Origin of the sequence: Bacillus sp. NEB1478, assembly GCF_031582965.1 — a bacterium.
Taxonomy (GTDB): Bacteria; Bacillota; Bacilli; order Bacillales; family Fictibacillaceae; genus Fictibacillus.
This window is the reverse complement of sequence record NZ_CP134049.1, coordinates 551,196-568,504: the sequence shown is the minus strand read 5'-3', so window position 1 is coordinate 568,504 and position 17,309 is coordinate 551,196. Positions and strand designations below refer to the sequence as shown.

General features: G+C 38.7%; 16 protein-coding genes. 9 read left to right on the top strand and 7 right to left on the bottom strand.

Annotated elements, in window-relative coordinates; translation table 11 throughout:
• Positions 1-59: 59 nt before the first annotated feature.
• On the bottom strand, positions 60-2,018 hold the full coding sequence (locus tag RGB74_RS02735; protein ID WP_310761460.1) for a fructose-specific PTS transporter subunit EIIC: 1,959 nt from the start codon (positions 2,016-2,018) through the stop codon (positions 60-62).
• A gap of 170 nt (positions 2,019-2,188) precedes the next feature.
• Here RGB74_RS02735 and RGB74_RS02730 point away from each other — a divergent pair, with 170 nt between their 5' ends.
• The 6 genes from RGB74_RS02730 (at position 2,189) to RGB74_RS02705 (ending at position 9,155) form a co-directional block, all read left to right on the top strand.
• On the top strand, positions 2,189-2,932 hold the full coding sequence (locus tag RGB74_RS02730; RefSeq protein WP_310761459.1) for a MurR/RpiR family transcriptional regulator: 744 nt from the start codon (positions 2,189-2,191) through the stop codon (positions 2,930-2,932).
• 909 nt (positions 2,933-3,841) lie between these two features.
• Complete coding sequence (gene pssA, locus RGB74_RS02725; protein ID WP_310761458.1) at positions 3,842-4,567, top strand: CDP-diacylglycerol--serine O-phosphatidyltransferase; 726 nt, start codon at positions 3,842-3,844, stop codon at positions 4,565-4,567.
• Positions 4,568-4,847: 280 nt separating this feature from the next.
• Entirely contained in the window at positions 4,848-5,177 is a 330-nt protein-coding gene (locus RGB74_RS02720; protein WP_310761457.1) for a hypothetical protein, read from the top strand.
• Between the two features lie 408 nt (positions 5,178-5,585).
• Positions 5,586-6,968 carry a spore germination protein gene (locus tag RGB74_RS02715; protein ID WP_310761456.1) on the top strand — a complete coding sequence of 461 codons (1,383 nt, stop codon included), beginning with the start codon at positions 5,586-5,588 and terminating at the stop codon, positions 6,966-6,968.
• A gap of 7 nt (positions 6,969-6,975) precedes the next feature.
• Entirely contained in the window at positions 6,976-8,040 is a 1,065-nt protein-coding gene (locus tag RGB74_RS02710) for a GerAB/ArcD/ProY family transporter (protein ID WP_310761455.1), read from the top strand.
• Positions 8,037-9,155 carry a Ger(x)C family spore germination protein gene (locus RGB74_RS02705; RefSeq protein ID WP_310761454.1) on the top strand — a complete coding sequence of 373 codons (1,119 nt, stop codon included), beginning with the start codon at positions 8,037-8,039 and terminating at the stop codon, positions 9,153-9,155. The genes RGB74_RS02710 and RGB74_RS02705 overlap by 4 nt, the downstream gene beginning before the upstream one ends.
• Positions 9,156-9,764: 609 nt before the next feature.
• On the opposite strand, the gene RGB74_RS02700 is transcribed toward RGB74_RS02705, so the two are convergent.
• Together RGB74_RS02700 and RGB74_RS02695 are read right to left on the bottom strand one after the other, a co-directional pair.
• Positions 9,765-10,268 carry a DinB family protein gene (locus tag RGB74_RS02700; protein ID WP_310761453.1) on the bottom strand — a complete coding sequence of 168 codons (504 nt, stop codon included), beginning with the start codon at positions 10,266-10,268 and terminating at the stop codon, positions 9,765-9,767.
• A gap of 53 nt (positions 10,269-10,321) precedes the next feature.
• On the bottom strand, positions 10,322-11,404 hold the full coding sequence (locus tag RGB74_RS02695) for a glycerophosphodiester phosphodiesterase (protein WP_310761452.1): 1,083 nt from the start codon (positions 11,402-11,404) through the stop codon (positions 10,322-10,324).
• Positions 11,405-11,926: 522 nt separating this feature from the next.
• On the opposite strand from RGB74_RS02695, the gene RGB74_RS02690 reads away from it, so the two are divergent.
• The 3 genes from RGB74_RS02690 (at position 11,927) to RGB74_RS02680 (ending at position 13,799) form a co-directional block, all read left to right on the top strand.
• The gene (locus RGB74_RS02690) at positions 11,927-13,000 is read left to right on the top strand and encodes a response regulator aspartate phosphatase (protein ID WP_310761451.1); all 1,074 of its coding nucleotides are present in this window, start codon (positions 11,927-11,929) and stop codon (positions 12,998-13,000) included.
• Complete coding sequence (locus tag RGB74_RS02685; protein WP_310761450.1) at positions 12,997-13,125, top strand: hypothetical protein; 129 nt, start codon at positions 12,997-12,999, stop codon at positions 13,123-13,125. The genes RGB74_RS02690 and RGB74_RS02685 overlap by 4 nt, the downstream gene beginning before the upstream one ends.
• A gap of 221 nt (positions 13,126-13,346) precedes the next feature.
• Positions 13,347-13,799 carry a GNAT family N-acetyltransferase gene (locus tag RGB74_RS02680; RefSeq protein ID WP_310761449.1) on the top strand — a complete coding sequence of 151 codons (453 nt, stop codon included), beginning with the start codon at positions 13,347-13,349 and terminating at the stop codon, positions 13,797-13,799.
• A gap of 114 nt (positions 13,800-13,913) precedes the next feature.
• Here RGB74_RS02680 and RGB74_RS02675 read toward each other — a convergent pair whose 3' ends face one another.
• The 4 genes from RGB74_RS02675 to RGB74_RS02660 all read right to left on the bottom strand — a co-directional run bounded on the left by RGB74_RS02675 (position 13,914) and on the right by RGB74_RS02660 (position 17,169).
• A complete protein-coding gene (locus RGB74_RS02675) occupies positions 13,914-14,285 on the bottom strand; it encodes an iron chaperone (RefSeq protein ID WP_310761448.1) in 372 nt (123 codons plus the stop codon).
• Between the two features lie 203 nt (positions 14,286-14,488).
• A complete protein-coding gene (locus RGB74_RS02670) occupies positions 14,489-14,740 on the bottom strand; it encodes a hypothetical protein (protein ID WP_310761447.1) in 252 nt (83 codons plus the stop codon).
• Positions 14,741-15,217: 477 nt separating this feature from the next.
• Positions 15,218-16,687, bottom strand: a complete 1,470-nt coding sequence (locus RGB74_RS02665; RefSeq protein WP_310761446.1) for a zf-HC2 domain-containing protein — start codon at positions 16,685-16,687, stop codon at positions 15,218-15,220.
• A complete protein-coding gene (locus RGB74_RS02660; protein ID WP_310761445.1) occupies positions 16,684-17,169 on the bottom strand; it encodes an RNA polymerase sigma factor in 486 nt (161 codons plus the stop codon). Before RGB74_RS02660 ends, RGB74_RS02665 begins: the two co-directional genes overlap by 4 nt.
• Between the last annotated feature and the right edge of the window lie 140 nt (positions 17,170-17,309).

Here is a 17,309-nt window from a genome sequence, read left to right as displayed (position 1 = left end):
TATCTATCTAATAGAAAGAGGGGTCATCTTCTTCAAGATGCGCCCCTTTTTTCTTTTATTTATGCCTGACGTTCTTTTTTCTTTAAAATCGCAAATCGGATAAAGATGTTCGCAAATGCGATGAATGCTGCACCAACAACAAGGCCAAGAAGATAAGCCCATAAGTTTTCAACTAAAGGCCAGCCCCAGATTGCCGGAAGCGGCAGCCATTGAACAGCACCTAACAAGACTGCTGTACTTGCACCAAGAATCGCACCGATAATATTGATTGGAATCGTGATTATCGGATTGCGGAGCATGAACGGAATCGCACCCTCACTGATCGCAAGAAATCCTAATAATAGTGAAGTGTTACCCGCTATGCGAAGATCTGCCGGGAAAACACGGCGTCCTACTACATATTTATCAATGATTACAGCTAGTCCAAGTCCGATCGGCGGAATTACGATTGCAAGTACACGAGCCGTTAACGGATATACTTGGTCAGCCGCAAGTCCGATCGCAATCGCTCCTGCCGCTTTGTTGATTGGTCCGCCTAAGTCAAAAGCAGTCGCCGCAGCGATAATGGACGCTAACACAACATCTCCAGTCCCTTGTGCTGATTCAATCCAGTTGCGAAGAACAACATTCAATCCGCCAAACACAGGGTCTACAATGTAAAAGTTTAAAAAGAAAATCGATAGTACAGAGATTGCTGGAATAATAAACATCGGCTTCATTGCCGCAAAATTTCTGCTCAATTGAATTTTTCGGTTTAAGAAACGAGCGATGTAACCTGCCGAAAGACCGAGAATCAATGCACCTAAAAATCCAGAGGGAATACCGTCTGTGATGCCCCAGAATGTGTAATGAAGTCCGCCTGCAAAAGCGCCTCCGATAAATCCGGCTACAAGACCTACTCTGTCAGCCAGTGAATATGCGACAAACGCTGCAAATATCGGATACATGAATTTAAAGATCAGTCCGCCAAATGCGTCTAAGAAATGGAGAATCACAAACAGTTCGTTTGGGTGAGTCGCATATTTCGGATCACCAAGTTCGTTCACAAGACCAAACGGCATCGCACCAAGCTTCGCGATCCCCATCATCAATCCACCTGCAACGATTACGGGAATCATGTACGAGATTCCGGTCATTACCGCTTGTACCATGTCTTTGAAGAATCCACCGCCATTTGTTGACGTTGTAGATGATTCGTCTGCTTCGCCATGTTCAACAACACCATCAGGATGGTTAAGCGCTTTTTGGATCATTTCTTTTCCTTTTCGAAGAGGTTCAGCCACACGTGTCTGAACGAAAGCTTTCCCTGCAAAACGTTCTTTTTGTTTCGGTGCGATGTCTGTTGCGAAAATAACCGCGTCCGCTTTTTCGATCACTTCTGCTGATAACTCGTCCTCGATGCCGTTCGCGCCTTGTTTTTCAACAAGTACGTTCACACCAAGCTCACGTCCCGCTTTTTCTAAAGCTTCAGCGGCCATGTACGTATGCGCGATTCCTGTCGCACATGCTGTAATCGCTACAACTGTTTTTGAGAACATTTTTTGCGTTTCCAATTCTTCTTTTTCAGTATCTAAGCGATTTAAAAATTGTTCCTTTGTTTCAGCAGCCATCAAACCTTCTAAGTAGCCGTCCTTCATTAAGTTTGTGCTCAATGTAGACAATACTTTGAGGTGTGTTGTGCCTGCTTCGCTTTCTGGAATGGCGATCAGGAATACGAGCTGCACCTTGTTGTTAGGATCGATGCTTTCCCAATCAGTAAGTGGCGTTTTAAGACGTGCCACAGCGAAAACTGCTTTTTTCACAGTTTCTGATTTTCCGTGCGGTATTGCGAGACCTTTTTCCATACCCGTCGGAGAAACTTCCTCACGTTTTAAAACCGCTTCCAAAAATGTTTGTTCAGAATCGATATAACCTTCTTGTTTTATGTTAGAAATTAGCTGCCTGATGACTTGCTCTTTATTTTGAGCATCGACATCGAACACGACTAAATTCGGATGTGTCATGTTTCGTAGTTGCATGACATTCACTCCAATCTGCACTTAGTATGAAAGCACTTTCACTTTTCTATACTTTAGTTGTAACACAAAAGAAACCGCTGTCTTTGTACAGAGTCTGTATATTTGTACAGAATGAAAAATGGACATGCTATACTTAATGAAAGAATTGTGCGGAAATGAGGAAGCAGCAGATGGGGAAATTCCTGGATCAGTTCGGCAATAGCTTGTCCAACTGTACACCGACCGAAAAACAAGTGCTATATTACATCGATCAGCATTTAGACAAGGCTAAAAAGCTTTCGCTGACCGAGATCGCAAAGGTAAACAACGTGAGCACCACAACGATTGTGCGTATGTCACATAAGCTCGGATTAGAAGGCTTTTCGGAGCTAAAATACATTTTGAAAACGATCGAGAACCAGACGTTAATGAACGATAATCCCGTTGACCGGTATAAAGATGAGTTCATATCAGCGTTCGAGACGATTAACTTAAATGATCTGGAAAAACTGAGTGAAAAAATCAAAAATGCAAAGCGTGTCATGGTTGTAGGAGTCGGTCTGTCCAAAATGATGGCGGAATACTTTTCGAAGCTGCTCATGCAGACGAATAAACAAACCCATTATACATACGAGTCCCACATGATCGACCTGCTCCCAAACATGGTTGAGCCTGACGACCTCATCTTCTTCATCTCATCCAGCGGGGAAACGAAAACACTCGTACAAGCCGCAGAAAAGCTGACTTATAAGGTTGTCGACACAGCCGCAATCACGAATTCCTCCGACTCCACGTTAGGAAAAATGGTAAAAACGAACTTGAGCATGACCGTCGACCGCGTTAAATTTGCAGGATACGATATCACGGCGAGATCAACACTAATGCTGCTGATCGACCTGCTGTTTGAAAGGTATTTGAAGAAAAGCGTGAAGTAAAATCTATTTAGGATGCCAAAACAAGTTTTTGGCTCCTTTTGTTATTTTGGAAAGGTCAAGATAGTATGAAAGAGGCATTTATGTGGTTTCACGTGGTATTTATGAGAATTCAATGAATCTTAATGTGGACTCACCGTACTTTTATGTGGTTTCATTAGAGGTTTATGTGCCTTCATCGGGCTTTTATGAGGATTCAGCGTAACCACTTTTTTAGAGACTCTTTTCTAAAAGATTTTTGTTTTTAGATTTGAGTTTTTTAGCGAAGACTCTTAATTGATAAGTTGATTGTAGCAGAAGGTGCGAGACTCCTCGAAAATGAAAATCACATTTTCTTCGTGCGATTTAACGCGGCCGTTGCTTTCCTTGTCCTGCGGGATCAGCGGGACAGGTGAGACCATTCAATGTCGCAAGGCGACGAGTGGGCTCACCGCACGCCCTGCGGAAAGCGAGCAACCTGGAACGGAAATCAACCACTTCCAATAGCAACAAAGTTTACTAAAACAGCATTTTTAAAAAAGCTCTTTTCTAAAAGATTGTTGCTTCTAAGGCATTTTGTCATTTGACCCCAATGACAGGTTGATTGGAATGTAAGGTGTGAGACTCCTGCGGGACAGGTGGGCAGGTGAGACACTTATACTTGAAATGTACGAATGTGGCTCACCGCCTGCCCCGCGGAAAGCGAGCATCCTGGAGTGGAAATCACCCACTTCCAATAGCAACAAAGTTTACGAAACTCACTTCACGCAGTTCAGCATGATTTTAGCGCTATAGGTTAAAGTAAGAGTTATGTGCACAGCCTTTATAGCATTCAACATTTCTGTTAAGCTTGTCGATAACTAAAAAAGTATAACCTTTTGACCTTTGAATCATTTATTATAAAAGGAAGAGTATTTTTTAAGGACGTGAACAATGAAAAAACATATACCAAATTTATTAACATTAGGTAACTTGTTCTCTGGTTTTCTTTCTATCGGATATGCCGCTCATGGCGATTTCCGAAATGCAGCCATACTCATTTTTATCGCGATGATGCTGGATGCTGTTGATGGAAGAGCAGCAAGAATTCTAGGTGTTTCAGGCACACTTGGCAAGGAATTGGATTCCCTCGCAGACGTCGTTTCATTTGGGGTAGCACCTGCCTTTATTACTGCCCATTCCTATTTTGCTAATTTAGGCATGTGGGGTTTTGTTCTTGCAGGACTGTTTCCGCTTTTCGGCGCATACCGCCTAGCTCGTTTTAATATTACAGACTCTGAAGAATCCATGAAATACTTTAAAGGTATTCCGATCCCTCCCGCTGGCGGTATCGTGGTCTTTTTAGTCTTTTTTGTAAAAATGATTCCGTTATGGGTGTTCGTTTTGATCTTTTACGGATTGGCGCTCTTAATGGTCAGTACTATTAGAATTCCAAGCTTAAAAGACATCCCGCTCCCAAGGTACGGGACGATAATTACGCTGTTTTTATTCTATATGTTTTATTTGGTTGCCAAAAATCAGTTCGAAAGTGTACCGGTTTTCTTTTATGTCGCACTCTTAACCTACTTCTTATTCATTGGCGTGAGGTTCATTAAAGTCAAAGAGATTAAAATCATAAGAAGAAGACGAAAGCCCCGCAACAAGAGACGACGGTTTTAAAAATTTTCTATGCCAGATGCTGACTTATTCAGTGTCTGGTTTTTTAGTGAGTTAAACACTTGTTTAAAATTACGTAAAAACCCTCCCAGCGTTCTTGTTTCGGAACGCTTTTTCCAATCACACGATACGGCTCCATACGATTGACACACAGTCTCTACAGAGGAACAGGTCTGTCATCTTTTTAAAGTTCGTACATATAATGATGTAATAAACAAAACATGATTTTCATTGATAATGAAAAGAATCGGACAAATCATGTTGTTTTGAAAGGAGAGATCGTATGAGCGATTATCCGAATCTTAGGGAGTTTTATCAAAAGGGGCTAATTCTTATCGGAGAGAATGATCGAGCATCCCTTCTAGAAAGAACAAAGGAAAATGCATCGTTTGAAGGTTCCACCCACTGGCTGATCGCGATGGAAGGAACCGAGAAACAGCCGGATGTTTTCCATTGGAAGGTTCGCATCTACCCTTCCGAAAACAACTGCGTCATCTGCTACAAAACACCTTATTATTCATCACAGCATTTTTCATCCATCCATGACGCCATGAACTTCTCCAACGAGCTGAGTCAAAAAGCACGTGCTGATCAGCTAAATACCCTCGAATAAAAATACAAATAGAGAGATTACCAGATTCACCCTCGCGTTTCTTTTTACCCTTGTATGTGAAATAGTGTACAATCGCCTTCAGAATACATAGAACACCCCGGACAATGAAGTGGTTTAGCCAGTTCATTTTTATTATGCGTTTTTGGGATTAGTGAGGTAGGTGTGCTGGCGACTTTTGTTTGTCGATTGATGTCGTCTCGTGTTTATAAATTTATATTTGTGAGATTCATAAGAAAAAGTGTGAGATTCACCAGAAAAAGTGTGGGAATTCGATTCGTTTCTCTGCAATTATCTACTCTATGTTTGTTTTTCAAATCTCAATATTTCTACCTGCTAAAAGAATATCCATCGAAGCAGAGGTACATAATGCATACTATCAACTTTTTAAAGAAAGTAGATTGATGCGATATGGCAAAATCACAAAATGAACTTCTTACAAAAGATTTAAACCAAAACTTATTTAATATAGAAGAAAAAATGTTTCATACAGAAGATTTAAAACGAAGACAGGTGATTTTTCACAATAAAACCATCATCCTTCTGTATCTTGATACGATCATTGATAAGGAATCCATTGAAATCCATATTATCAATCCGTTAAACAAGCAGGAAACTGAAAGAATTGAAGAATCAATTAGCGCCACACAATTTACAACCCTGACAACATATAAGGATATAAGTTATTCATTGGCACAGGGTAATACCATTTTATTTCTGGAAGATTGTAATTTTGTCTATTCGATTGCGACCTTAACCGATGAGAAGCGCGCAATCAATGAATCCTTAAACGAAAAAGTAACGCTCGGCGCCCATGATAGTTTTGTTGAAAATGCGAGTACAAACATTTCTATGCTTAGAAAAAGGCTACGGACTCCAGAATTCAAAGTGGAGTATAAACAATATGGGACTTTAACAAATGCAGAAATCGCTATCTGTTATATCGAATCTAAAGTCGAATCAGACATCATCAATTCAATCAAAAATAGATTAGATCAAATAAAAGAACCGGAACTTATACAATCCAGGCAGCTGCAGGAAGTTCTAGAAGATTATCCATTTTCGCCCTTTCCGCAAACGTTAAGAACGGAAAGGCCAGACAGGACGGCAAATAATCTCTTGAAAGGCAGTGTCGTGATTTTTCTTGAGCATGAACCTTCTGCTTTAGTGACTCCTGTTACCTTTTACGCCTTTTTAAGAAGCCCAGAAGATGTTAATTCACGATGGTTTGTTAATCTTTTTTATTTCACGTTACGAATGCTCGCATTTATCTTGTCAGTTACTCTTCCGGCTTTTTATATTGCCGTGAATGCCTTTCATTCTGCAATTTTACCGGTAAGCACCTTTTATACGCTAAAACTCTCGGTGATGAATGTTCCCTTTCATCCTTTAATCGAAGCGGTCATTATGCAGATTGTATTGGAATTATTGAAAGAAGCATCTGTAAGACTACCTTCTGCTGTTGCCCAAACAATCGGTACGGTTGGGGCTATTGTGATTGGTTCAGCCATCGTTCAAACCAATTTTATATCGAATACGATGGTTGTTGTTATCGCTATTACTGCCGTTTCATCATTCGTTATCCCAATTGGTGAGATGAGTACTTCGATCCGGTTAATGAGTTTTCCTTTAATTTTCCTGGCAGCTATATTTGGTTTTATTGGAATTGCCTTCGGATTAATGGTGTATTTGACTCACCTTGTCAAGCTGACCTCTTCAGGAAAAGCGTATGTGGATTCACCTAAAATTCTTCAATCAATCGTGAAATCTAAACCAAAAAAGCGAGAGGGTTAAGATAAATATGCTTACAAATAAGAATTTATTTTTCTTGATTATACAAGCCCAGATCGGTATTGGAATCCTTGGTTTGCCCTATATCCTCTACAATGATGTACACCAGGACAGCTGGATTTCTTTGTTGATCGCTGGAGTCCTCGCGCAAGGTGTGATTATTGTTCTTGTTGCTTTAAGTAAGGTCTCTCCTAAAAATACTTTGTATGAACTAAATCTTAAACTGTTGGGAAATTTTTTCGGGAAAACCTTAAATTTTATGTATATTTTGTATTTCATAGCGGTTTCGATGTTATTGATCCTATTAGTTACGGATGTTATCAATACTTGGATTTTGCATCAAACACCTCGCTGGGCAATCATCTTGTTGTTACTTCTGGCTTCATCCTATATTGCCAAAGAACATCTGCTGACCATTTCGAAAACATTTCTCTTTTTTTCTATTTTGTTTATCGTTTTGATCTTTTTGCTCATTCTCGTTTACTCAAAAGCTGATATTAACGTTGGAAGACTGTTGCCTATCGGTGCAAGTGGATTTATACCGATCTTGAAAGCAAGTCCTGATGCTTTCGTCTCCCTCATCGGATTCGAGTTCATTCTTTTCATCATGCCGTTTTTGAAGGAGCCTAATAAAAGCTTGAAAGTGATCTCATTGTCAAATTTATTCACGGTATCTCTCTATTTGTTTTTAATTATCACGTGTATTATTTACTTCAGTGGCGCACAATTCAGTCTCGTGCAGCAGCCGTTATTATATCTTTTCCGAGGGCTTTCATTTGAATTTGTCGAAAGAATTGATATTATCTTTCTTTCCTTTTGGCTTGTCCCGATCTCTACGACTCTTGTTATCCAGCTTTTTAATGCAAGCCTTGGCGTTCAAAACCTTTTTTCCATCCAAAGAAAGACTTCCGTGTACTTGATAGCGTTTTTATTATTCGGTATAGGTTTATTTCCTGTCAGCCCTTCCTTGAAAGAATCACTATCAAGTTTAATGACCTATTTAAATATTATCTTTGTATTTTTCATTCCGATTTTGTTATTAATCATTTCAAAAATAAGGGTGAAAAGAACATGATGAAAATGTACATAAAATTGATTGCCATCTTATTCGTTTTTCCTTTGCTAACAGGCTGTTGGGACCAGAAATTAATTATAGATTCTGAAGTCATTAATGGAATCAGTTTCGATTTAAAAGATAACAAGATCAAATCAACGATTGTTGTCCTTCAAATCATACCAAAAGGTTCTGGATATTTTGATTTTAACAACCAGCAATCATCAGCAACCGGTGATTCCATAGATGACACTTTTACTGAGTTACGAATGTATCATAGAGGTCCATTATCCGCTTCAAAATCACGAATCATATTATTGGGGGAAAGCTTTGCAAAGAAAAATTTAAATTCCTATCTTGATCTGTTTTATCGAAATCCAGACCCCTATTTAGGGAGTAAGGTAGCCATTGTGAAAGGTTTGAAAGCGAGCGAGCTTTTTTCTTTCAAAGAGATCGGCACGGACCCGATTGCATTTGGATTGTATGAGATCATCGATGCAGCTGAAGAGAATTCTACGATTCCTGAAGGGAACCTAAACACATTGTTTTCTTTATTTAATGAAGCAGGAAAAGATTTCATTCTCCCTGTTTTAGAACAAAGGGGGGACGGTATATTAGTCTCTGGTGCAGGATTGATAAGCCAAAACGCTTTTTCTGGGAAAATGATTCAACTAAGAGATTGTTCTCTTCTACTGCTGCTAATGAATAATTACGAAAAAAAGGTTGATTTACTGACTTATATGAGTGAAGAGAAAAAATTAAATAATCAAGTCTCCTATCGGATTACAAAGGCAAAACGTAAAATAAATATTCAAAAGGATGCCTCTCATAAACCGGTTGTTAACCTTAAGTTAGATCTTTCGGTAGGACTTAAACAGTATCCTAAGACGTCAAATATAACTCCTAAGCAGTTGAAAAAATTACAAACTACTATATCAAATGATTTGACTAAACGGGCAAATCATATTATGAAAACGACTCAGAAAGCGAATAGTGATGTATTAGGAATTGGCCAGAGAATAAAAGAAACAGATCCAGGGACTTGGCAATCTCTTGATTGGAAAGAAACGTATCCTTCCATCAAAATTAACACGCATGTTAAAGTGGAGATCGTAAAAACAGGAATTATAAAGTAGCTGATGAAATAAAATAAAAATCCAGCAGTAATGCATATTTTTAAGACCATACGTTTTCATCTGGTCATCCACTCCGACATATAGATGAGGAATATCGGATTGTTGTCGAATGATGTCGGTTCGTGGTTATTCAGAAATTAACGTGGGTATATCACCGTTTAACGTGGAATTATGGCTGTTGACCGTGGAATTATGGCTGTTGACCGTGAATATATGGTTGGTAGAGCCTTATTAAGGCAGAAAAAGTTCTTATTTATTAGGTTTTGAAGACGGAATGGTCCACCTTCTGCAGTATTGGTCTTATTTTTGATCGTTTTTTCACCTTTTTGACCGAAATCTTGCTTTTAATTCCTAAATTAGTACGGTAAATACCGTATGGCCATATCGTTCTAAACAAACTATCCACAGATCTAGTTTTTATCATTTCCTAAACAACGAAAAATGAGGCTGACCAAAAAGTATTAATTACTTTTCATCCAGCCTCTTCCCTATTTATTTAAACACCTGTCATATTTCTATAAGAGACCTCGTGTTACCATCAAAAACGTCTAATTTTAAAGAACGGTAAAATCCTAGAACATCTTGTTACAGAAAAAAATAAATAACAATCTATTTTGATTTGGGCATTAAAGGTTCCTGTGTCTCTCCTTTCAAGGCATTTAATAGACTTTTAATCACACCGATATGTTCACTTTCGTGGAATGCTGCAAACGATAGCAGGTCGCCAATCGTTTCTAATGTTAATGGTCCCGCGATTAGAGGCTCTGTAAGTTTTTCATCCAGTCTGCCATAGAATGTTTCTTTTACTCGTTTCAACTGTTCAGACAGTAAACGTACAATTTCTTCAATCGCCGGAGGATTTGTTTTCCATTCAGATGGCCGTGTTCCTTGATTAAACAGTTCTCCATATTTTTCAGGCGAATTTATCGTTTCGTTGCTGCTCTTAAAAACGATTTCCTCAACTGAAGTAAAAATGTGGCCAAACTGCCAGCGGAGAGAATTTGGAAACCCTTTAAAAATCACATCCGCATTTTCTTCGGTCGTTTCTTTGGCTACGAGCAGCGTAAGGTTTCGTGCAAATTCAAACTGCTCAAAGATGATTCTTTCCTTCACAAGAACACGCTCCTTACTCAGAAAAAAAGCTTGTTCAATCCTATCTAAATCTCTCATTCTACTGGTGCAGGATAACGCTTCGGCAATTCGAGATTACGCTGTTCCATAACCTCACGCAAACGGTCAGGATAATCCGTGATAAGACCATCAACTCCATCGTCCATAAGCTTGTTCATCGTTGGCTTGTCGTCCACTGTCCAAGGAATAATCTTCATTCCTTTTTTATGTGCTTCCTGTACCATTTTTTTTGTCACGTATGGCTCATAGTTATCATCAGTAATTTTTCCGTTTTGCGGAAATCCATGAACTGGAGAAAGAGCATCTGCACCGAACGAGTGAGCAGCAGCTACTGGATCACCGTTAAAATCATCGATGTCAATTCCGCCCAACCATGGCGAACCTCCTGGCTGGCCTGGTTCCAAAAATTGTGGTCCATTTGTCAGCGCGACTAATGGTAAGCTCGGTTCCACCTCTTGCATACGCATTAATGAACCCCAGTCAAAGCTTTGGATGGAAACACGTTTGAGCATTCCAGCTTCTCGAACTTGGCGAGCGACAATTTGCACGAATTCTTCACGGGGAGCCGTCTCTTCTGGTGCACCAGCTTCTACTTTCGTCTCTATATTCATCCATACATTGTTCGCTTGATAACGTTTGACCAGATCGAACACCTCAGTAAGCAATGGCATTCTAGCACCGGGACTTAAGCGCTGATCTGGAAACTGCGCCAATCTTTTCGAACCGCAGTCCAATGTACGAACCTGTGCAAGAGTAAGATCTTTGATGTATTTCCCCACATAAGGATATGCAGGGTCTCCTTCATACACTGGCTTTGTATCCTGACATTTGTCACCCGAAATTTTTCTGTCATGTGTGACAACAGCTTCATGATCCTTCGTAATTTGCACATCAAGCTCCAGCGTATTCACTCCAAGTTCAAGTGCACGGGAGAAAGACGCAATTGTAGACTCCACGGTAAGTCCGATTCCTCCGCGGTGAGCTTGAAGATCGAACGTTTCAGGCCCGTATCCATCTGATCCCTCAGCAGCCGAGACACGATTTGCTGAATCAAAACCGGTTGTCGAAAAAATCATAAGAGCAGTAATTGTGGTTAATAAAACCTTTTTCTTTTTCATTAGTCCATCTCCTTCTAAAATCGATTACGTATATAAGTGTAGAGAGCTAATGTGAAGCTACTTTTACGTAAATGATAAGAATCAATGAAGGATAGTTAAAAGATTTGCTTTTTCGGAAAATAGTTTAGTAGAAAAACAAAAAAGCACAGTTTCGTGGAATTATCGAGGATTACCGTGGAATTAAGTAAAAATGAGAGCTTCAAAAGAGTAGATACAACAAGAATTTTTGGATAAGAGAGCCTGTCTAACGTTCTTGTACAAGTTTTTCAATAAAATAGTGAACAAAAGTAGAAAAACAGGTTTAAAAAAAACGACTCAAAGAGGTTATCTTCTCTTATTAGTCGTTTATGACACTTACTTTTATCCCATTTTATATAGGTGGTCAGTCCTTAAGACATACATGTTGGGAAAATGAAGGAAAATATGTTGGTTTATTACATCAAAAATGTATGAATTTTCCCAATTTTTTAATTTTCCATTTTATGCTAGATTTATAGTAAGAGTTTTTTGGAGAGGAGTTTCATGATGAACATAACAAGCGAGCCTATTCTACAAACCCTTGAACGTTGGCACACAGCTCTTCGTACAAACCGCTTGCAAGAATCAGAGCAAATACATAAAGAGATTAAAACAGAATTAAAAGAGATCCAGAATTCCACAACCCAACTCTACTACCAGTTGTTAAACAGCCGTTATCTTATCTTACAAAGAGATTTTACTGCAGCACATGCGATTTTGGATAACCTTTCTGACATCCATCTTAACAGAGCAGATATTTATGGGTACTACATAAACTTGATCTCTGGGATACTATTGACCTTGGAAGAAGATTATGAACTAGCAGAGACGAGGTTCATCCGTGCGTATCAACTGTTGAATAACGTTACAGATGAAACGATCAGAGCCGATTTTTATTATAGAGCCTCTCTGATGTATTATCATATCCGTCAGCCATTAACAGTATTAAACTATGCTAACGAAGCACTGAGATTACTATCTGAAACGGAAGGATATGAGCTGTTTCGGTCTGGGTGTGAGAACATTCAAGGTCTCGCTTCCCTTTCACTCAAACAATACGGAAAAGCAGAAGAACATTTCCTAAGTGCGCTCGATTTGGCAAAAAAAGTCGGTGAAGATAAATACAATATATTAATCAAATATAATATCGGGTTTCTCTACGCCGAACAGAACATGTCGGAACTTGCAATCCGTTACCTATTAGAAGTGTACAATGAAGAAGATCCTTATTTTAGGACACATTTCCTTCTAACACGTGAATATTATCGAATCAACGATAGAGAAAACGCGGAGTTCTTCTACAATAAAGGAATTGAGATTGGAAGTGAAGAATATAAACATCACTTCGAAATCCTAAGAGTACTAAACAACCACGTATCAGAAGAAGAATTCGAAAAGATTTTTAAGGATGGAGTCCACTACTTCACACAACATGAACTCCATGGGTTCATTGAAGATTATTCTGGAGAATTTGCACAATACTTCCATAACAAGGAAGACCATCAAAAAGCAAGTCAGTACTTTAACATGGCATACGAAGCTAAAAAAGCTTTACAAAAAAAGGAGGCACTACGATGAAAAAAATCACTGCAGGCATTATCCTCTCATTGGTACTAACCGCATTACTTATTGGATCATTATCCACAGGATCAGTAGAGAATGCTGAACACGGCAGAGTATTTACAGCAGTTCAAAATTTATAAAATCAAAAAGGACCTCTAAACGAGGTTCTTTTTTCATAAGAAGGATTTTTCTCTTTAGTGATGCGCCTGATTTACGGATAAAGATGCTATATGTATGACAACTATCATCCAACCATTATAATAAAAACTGGGAAATTCGTTGTACGAGTTAGAAATTTCTTTAATTACCCATTAACAAAAAGCAAAATAATTCAAATAGCTAACGAGGAAGTGAACAACTTATGGGACAGCAGTATTCTTCAGTAGTAGGAGAAGCAGATCAGGAGTTGGACCAGCGTCTCTCTGATGAATTAGATAAGGTGAACGCTGCAGCCACGACTGGGATTACAGCAGCTCGGGAATTAACCGTAAAAATACTAAACGACTCAGGTCAGCTTTGTGCAGGCATGAGCGGATGGAGCTGGGGTGTGGCAGCTGGGATTGGAATGACCTGGGTGCATAACGATCTGCGGGGCGATGGGCTCGGTGCCAAATTGCTGGAGGAGTTTGAAGCGGAGGCGTTCGCTCGAGGCTGTACCCACGTGTTTACAACCTCCTTCACATTCCAAGCACCAGGCTTTTACGAACGGCACGGGTACAAAGAAATTTTCCGTTGGAAAGGCGTTCCTACTCCGAACAGTGACGACGTACATTTCCGTAAAGAGTTGGCGCCGCCCCGTATTTTGGAGCGATGATGGACTAGAATACATAACAAAAGGAGCTTCTCGTTGAAGGGAAAGAAGCTCCTCTGCCCGTAAAGGTGAGTTCAGTTTTGTTTCGTGTCATTCATTTTTGATTAGCGCAATGTTTTATTTCCGCCAAAAACTCGTATATTCTGCTTTATCCTGGATATTAAATTCAATCATTTTCTCAAGCAATTCGTAATTTACCTGCTCATTCCAAGGAATTCGAAATAAGCCTTTGGTAGCGCTATAGCCAGCTTGTGCAATGTCATCGGCAAAATGTGCAATGCCTACTTCTTCGGGTGCAACGCTCAAATGATGCTTCGCTGTGGAAAAGCCGATGATAAATGTGCCGTGATCGGAAAACATTGGCGTATTCCACTTGATTTGCGGTTCCAAACTTGGAAATTTATTTGCAACCCACGCTAAAATTTCTTCTGTTCGGTCGCGGTTATCGGGGTTATCGATACCTGCTAAATATTTTTCAAAAACTTCCATGTTTTCCTCCTTAGGAAATATGCTTTTGTTACCAAAAATCAGAATTCCTAGCTTTATTTTTAATAGTAAATTTAGTTATATGCTCTAGCAATTTTCGCATTATGGATGATTTTTAAGATAATCAATCAACTTATTGTAATCACTTGTTTTATACAATACCTGTGAATGATCAAAGACAACATAGGTAGGTGATCTCTTTAATTTTAGAAATCCATACTTTTTTGAGCACTTTTTAAAGAGGTTCCAGACTGTATTTTGTGTACATTTATAATTCCTTGATTTCTTAAACTTTCAGATGTAATTGTATCTAGTTTCTTATCTAATACAAAAAGGGAGAACTCCCCCTCCATTTCTGACATTAATGGGTGTTGAGATAAATCGGTATCTTTCTTCCCTAAACATCCCGCTAAAAAAATAACTAAGAGAACAACAGTAATACCATTTTTTATTTTCATAGATTCTCCTCAATAATCATACCAACACTATTAATATTCTTTTTCTTATTCCAAATAACCTTTTCCACAATCCTGTTACTATGGTTCAAATAAAAGCGCACTTCTCCTTCTTGAAGAAATGCAACCATTGAGTAATAAAACATTAAAGAAATGCCGCCTTTAGTTTTTATAAATTTTCTAAAAGATTGTTTGTTTTAGGTCATTTTCGAAAAGTCTTCATTGGCAATGTGATTGAAGTGCAAGGTGCGAGACTCCTCGAAAATGAAAATCACATTTTCTTCGTGCGATGTAACGCGGCCGTTGCTTTCCTTGTCCTGCGGGAGCAGTGTGACAGGTGAGACCCGCAGGTGCAAAGCGCCGAGGAGGCTCACCGCACACCCCGAGGAAAGCGAGCAACCTGGAACGGAAATCAACCACTTCTAAGAGCAACAATGTTCCCGATAGAGTCTTATAAAATAATCGGTTGTTGAATTTGGTTTAAAGGGCAGGGATATAAGGTTTTTCAACTACTCCAGTCTCTGCATTAATATAAATCCAATTATCCTTCCCTTCAAAAATATAAACAAGAACATAATCGGAAGACACTGTGGAGTAAATAATACCTTTTTCGACGGCTTTACCTTTTTTACCTGATATCTTGGCTGCCTTCGCTTCCATTACTTCTTGAGAAAGTTCATCATTATAATTTTTTGAGAAGAATTCATTTGAAAGTGTCGGTATCTTTGCCCACAGCGTGTTAAATTCCCCTGTTTCACCGTCAAATTCAATGAAATACGGTTCAGAGCCTTGAAAAAGCATTTTATGTTCTCCTGCAATAGGTGTGTACCTCAATCTGTATATGTTGGTTTTATCAGCAATATCACTATTTGTATCATAATAAATCTCAAACTTTGCGTTATTGCCATAAATTTTCTTAAGTATCTTTTTTGCCTTTTCCATGACTTCTTTTTTGCTCTTTATTTTTTTATCAGTTAATTGCTGTGAATTATTCACTGCCCAAAAAATAATCCCCGTATATCCGTTTATTTTACCGCTGATTTCTGGTTTAGCACCGTGTGTATCAAATTGATAAACACCCGGATCTTCATTTAATGATCTGTCTAAGCTAACCTTGCCGTCCTTAACATTAAATGCACTTCGTATTTTTTCCTTCAAGCCATTCTCATTCATTAACTTCATCTCAGACGGCAGTTTGTGATATCGGTTATAAAAATAGGCCAGTTCTTCTATTTTACTAATGGGTTTGCTAATTCCTTCAACATTTAAAATCTCAAAATAGGAACTATAGCCATGATGAAAGTTATTGTATTCCTTTTGAACGTGCATAAAAAGTGAATTTGTTTGTTTTTGTAAAAGTTCAATCGTCTGTAAGTCTACTTCATCTTCCAGTCCCTGTTTCTTTCGTTCGCTCAGACCTTTAACCATTTCATCAAGCTCTTGGGTGTTTACAAAAAAATGATAGGAAGTATTTTTTAATGGATTACGCTCCAACCAATTTAATTCGTTATCTAGTTCGATAATATCATCCACCGAGTAAGATAGCAGTTGACTGTTCGAATCCATCTCATAAGGATTTTTGGCTAGTATACTTAGTGATTCACTATATAGATACATCCCATCCATCAGGGTAGCTACTTTCTCCCGATTAGCTGCATAACGGTTAATACTAGTAACAATAAGAACTACTAAAAGAAAGGCAGTAATTACTTTCATTCGTCTCAATCGAAATCTTAGCCGGATACGATCATCCAATTCCTTCGACAATTTTTCTTCCTTATTTTCAACGAAGAAAGGCAATTCGGAAAATCCGTTCCCCTTTTTGTACAACTCACTGCATTTACTACAGAATTTCAGATGTTCCTCTACTGCAAGCCGGTTATTTTCCTTTAATTCATTTTCCTCATACAATGGATACAAATCCTCTACTAGACTGCAATCAAGCTTCATAATTCCCCCTCCTCCCCTTCGAGATAATATTTCTTGAATCTCTTTTTAGCACGATGAATTCCAACCTTTATGTTACCTTCAGTCTGTTGAAGGATATCTGCAATCTCGCTTAACGAAAATCCCTGTTCCCTAAAAATCAATAAAGATCTTTCTTTTTCTGTAAGCTTTTGAAGGGTTTGCCTTACCATCATTTCTGTATCGATATTTCGAGTTTCACCTGCTTGAATTTCCAGCTCTGCAATGGGAAGTTCATTCCTCTGTGAAACTTTCACTGTTTCATTCAGGTAGGTATTCCTCGCAATTTTAAATAGCCACGTTTTAAGGGAAGAATCACCACGAAAACGTCCATATCCCTTGAAAGCCTTAATGAATGTATCATGAGTTAGTTCCTCAGCAATTGTACGACTTCGGCACATATTACGAAGATAACGGAATATCGGATCTTTATAAATCTGATACATCTCTTCAAGCGGATCATCCATGTTTCTCCCCTCCTCCCTAATATTGACAAGTAAAAAAAGAAAAGGTTACAAAAATAACTACAACCTTTCTCTTTTATTTCGGATTCCAAACAGGATAGGTTAAATGATTCTATTGAATACGCAGTACCAAAATATAAATG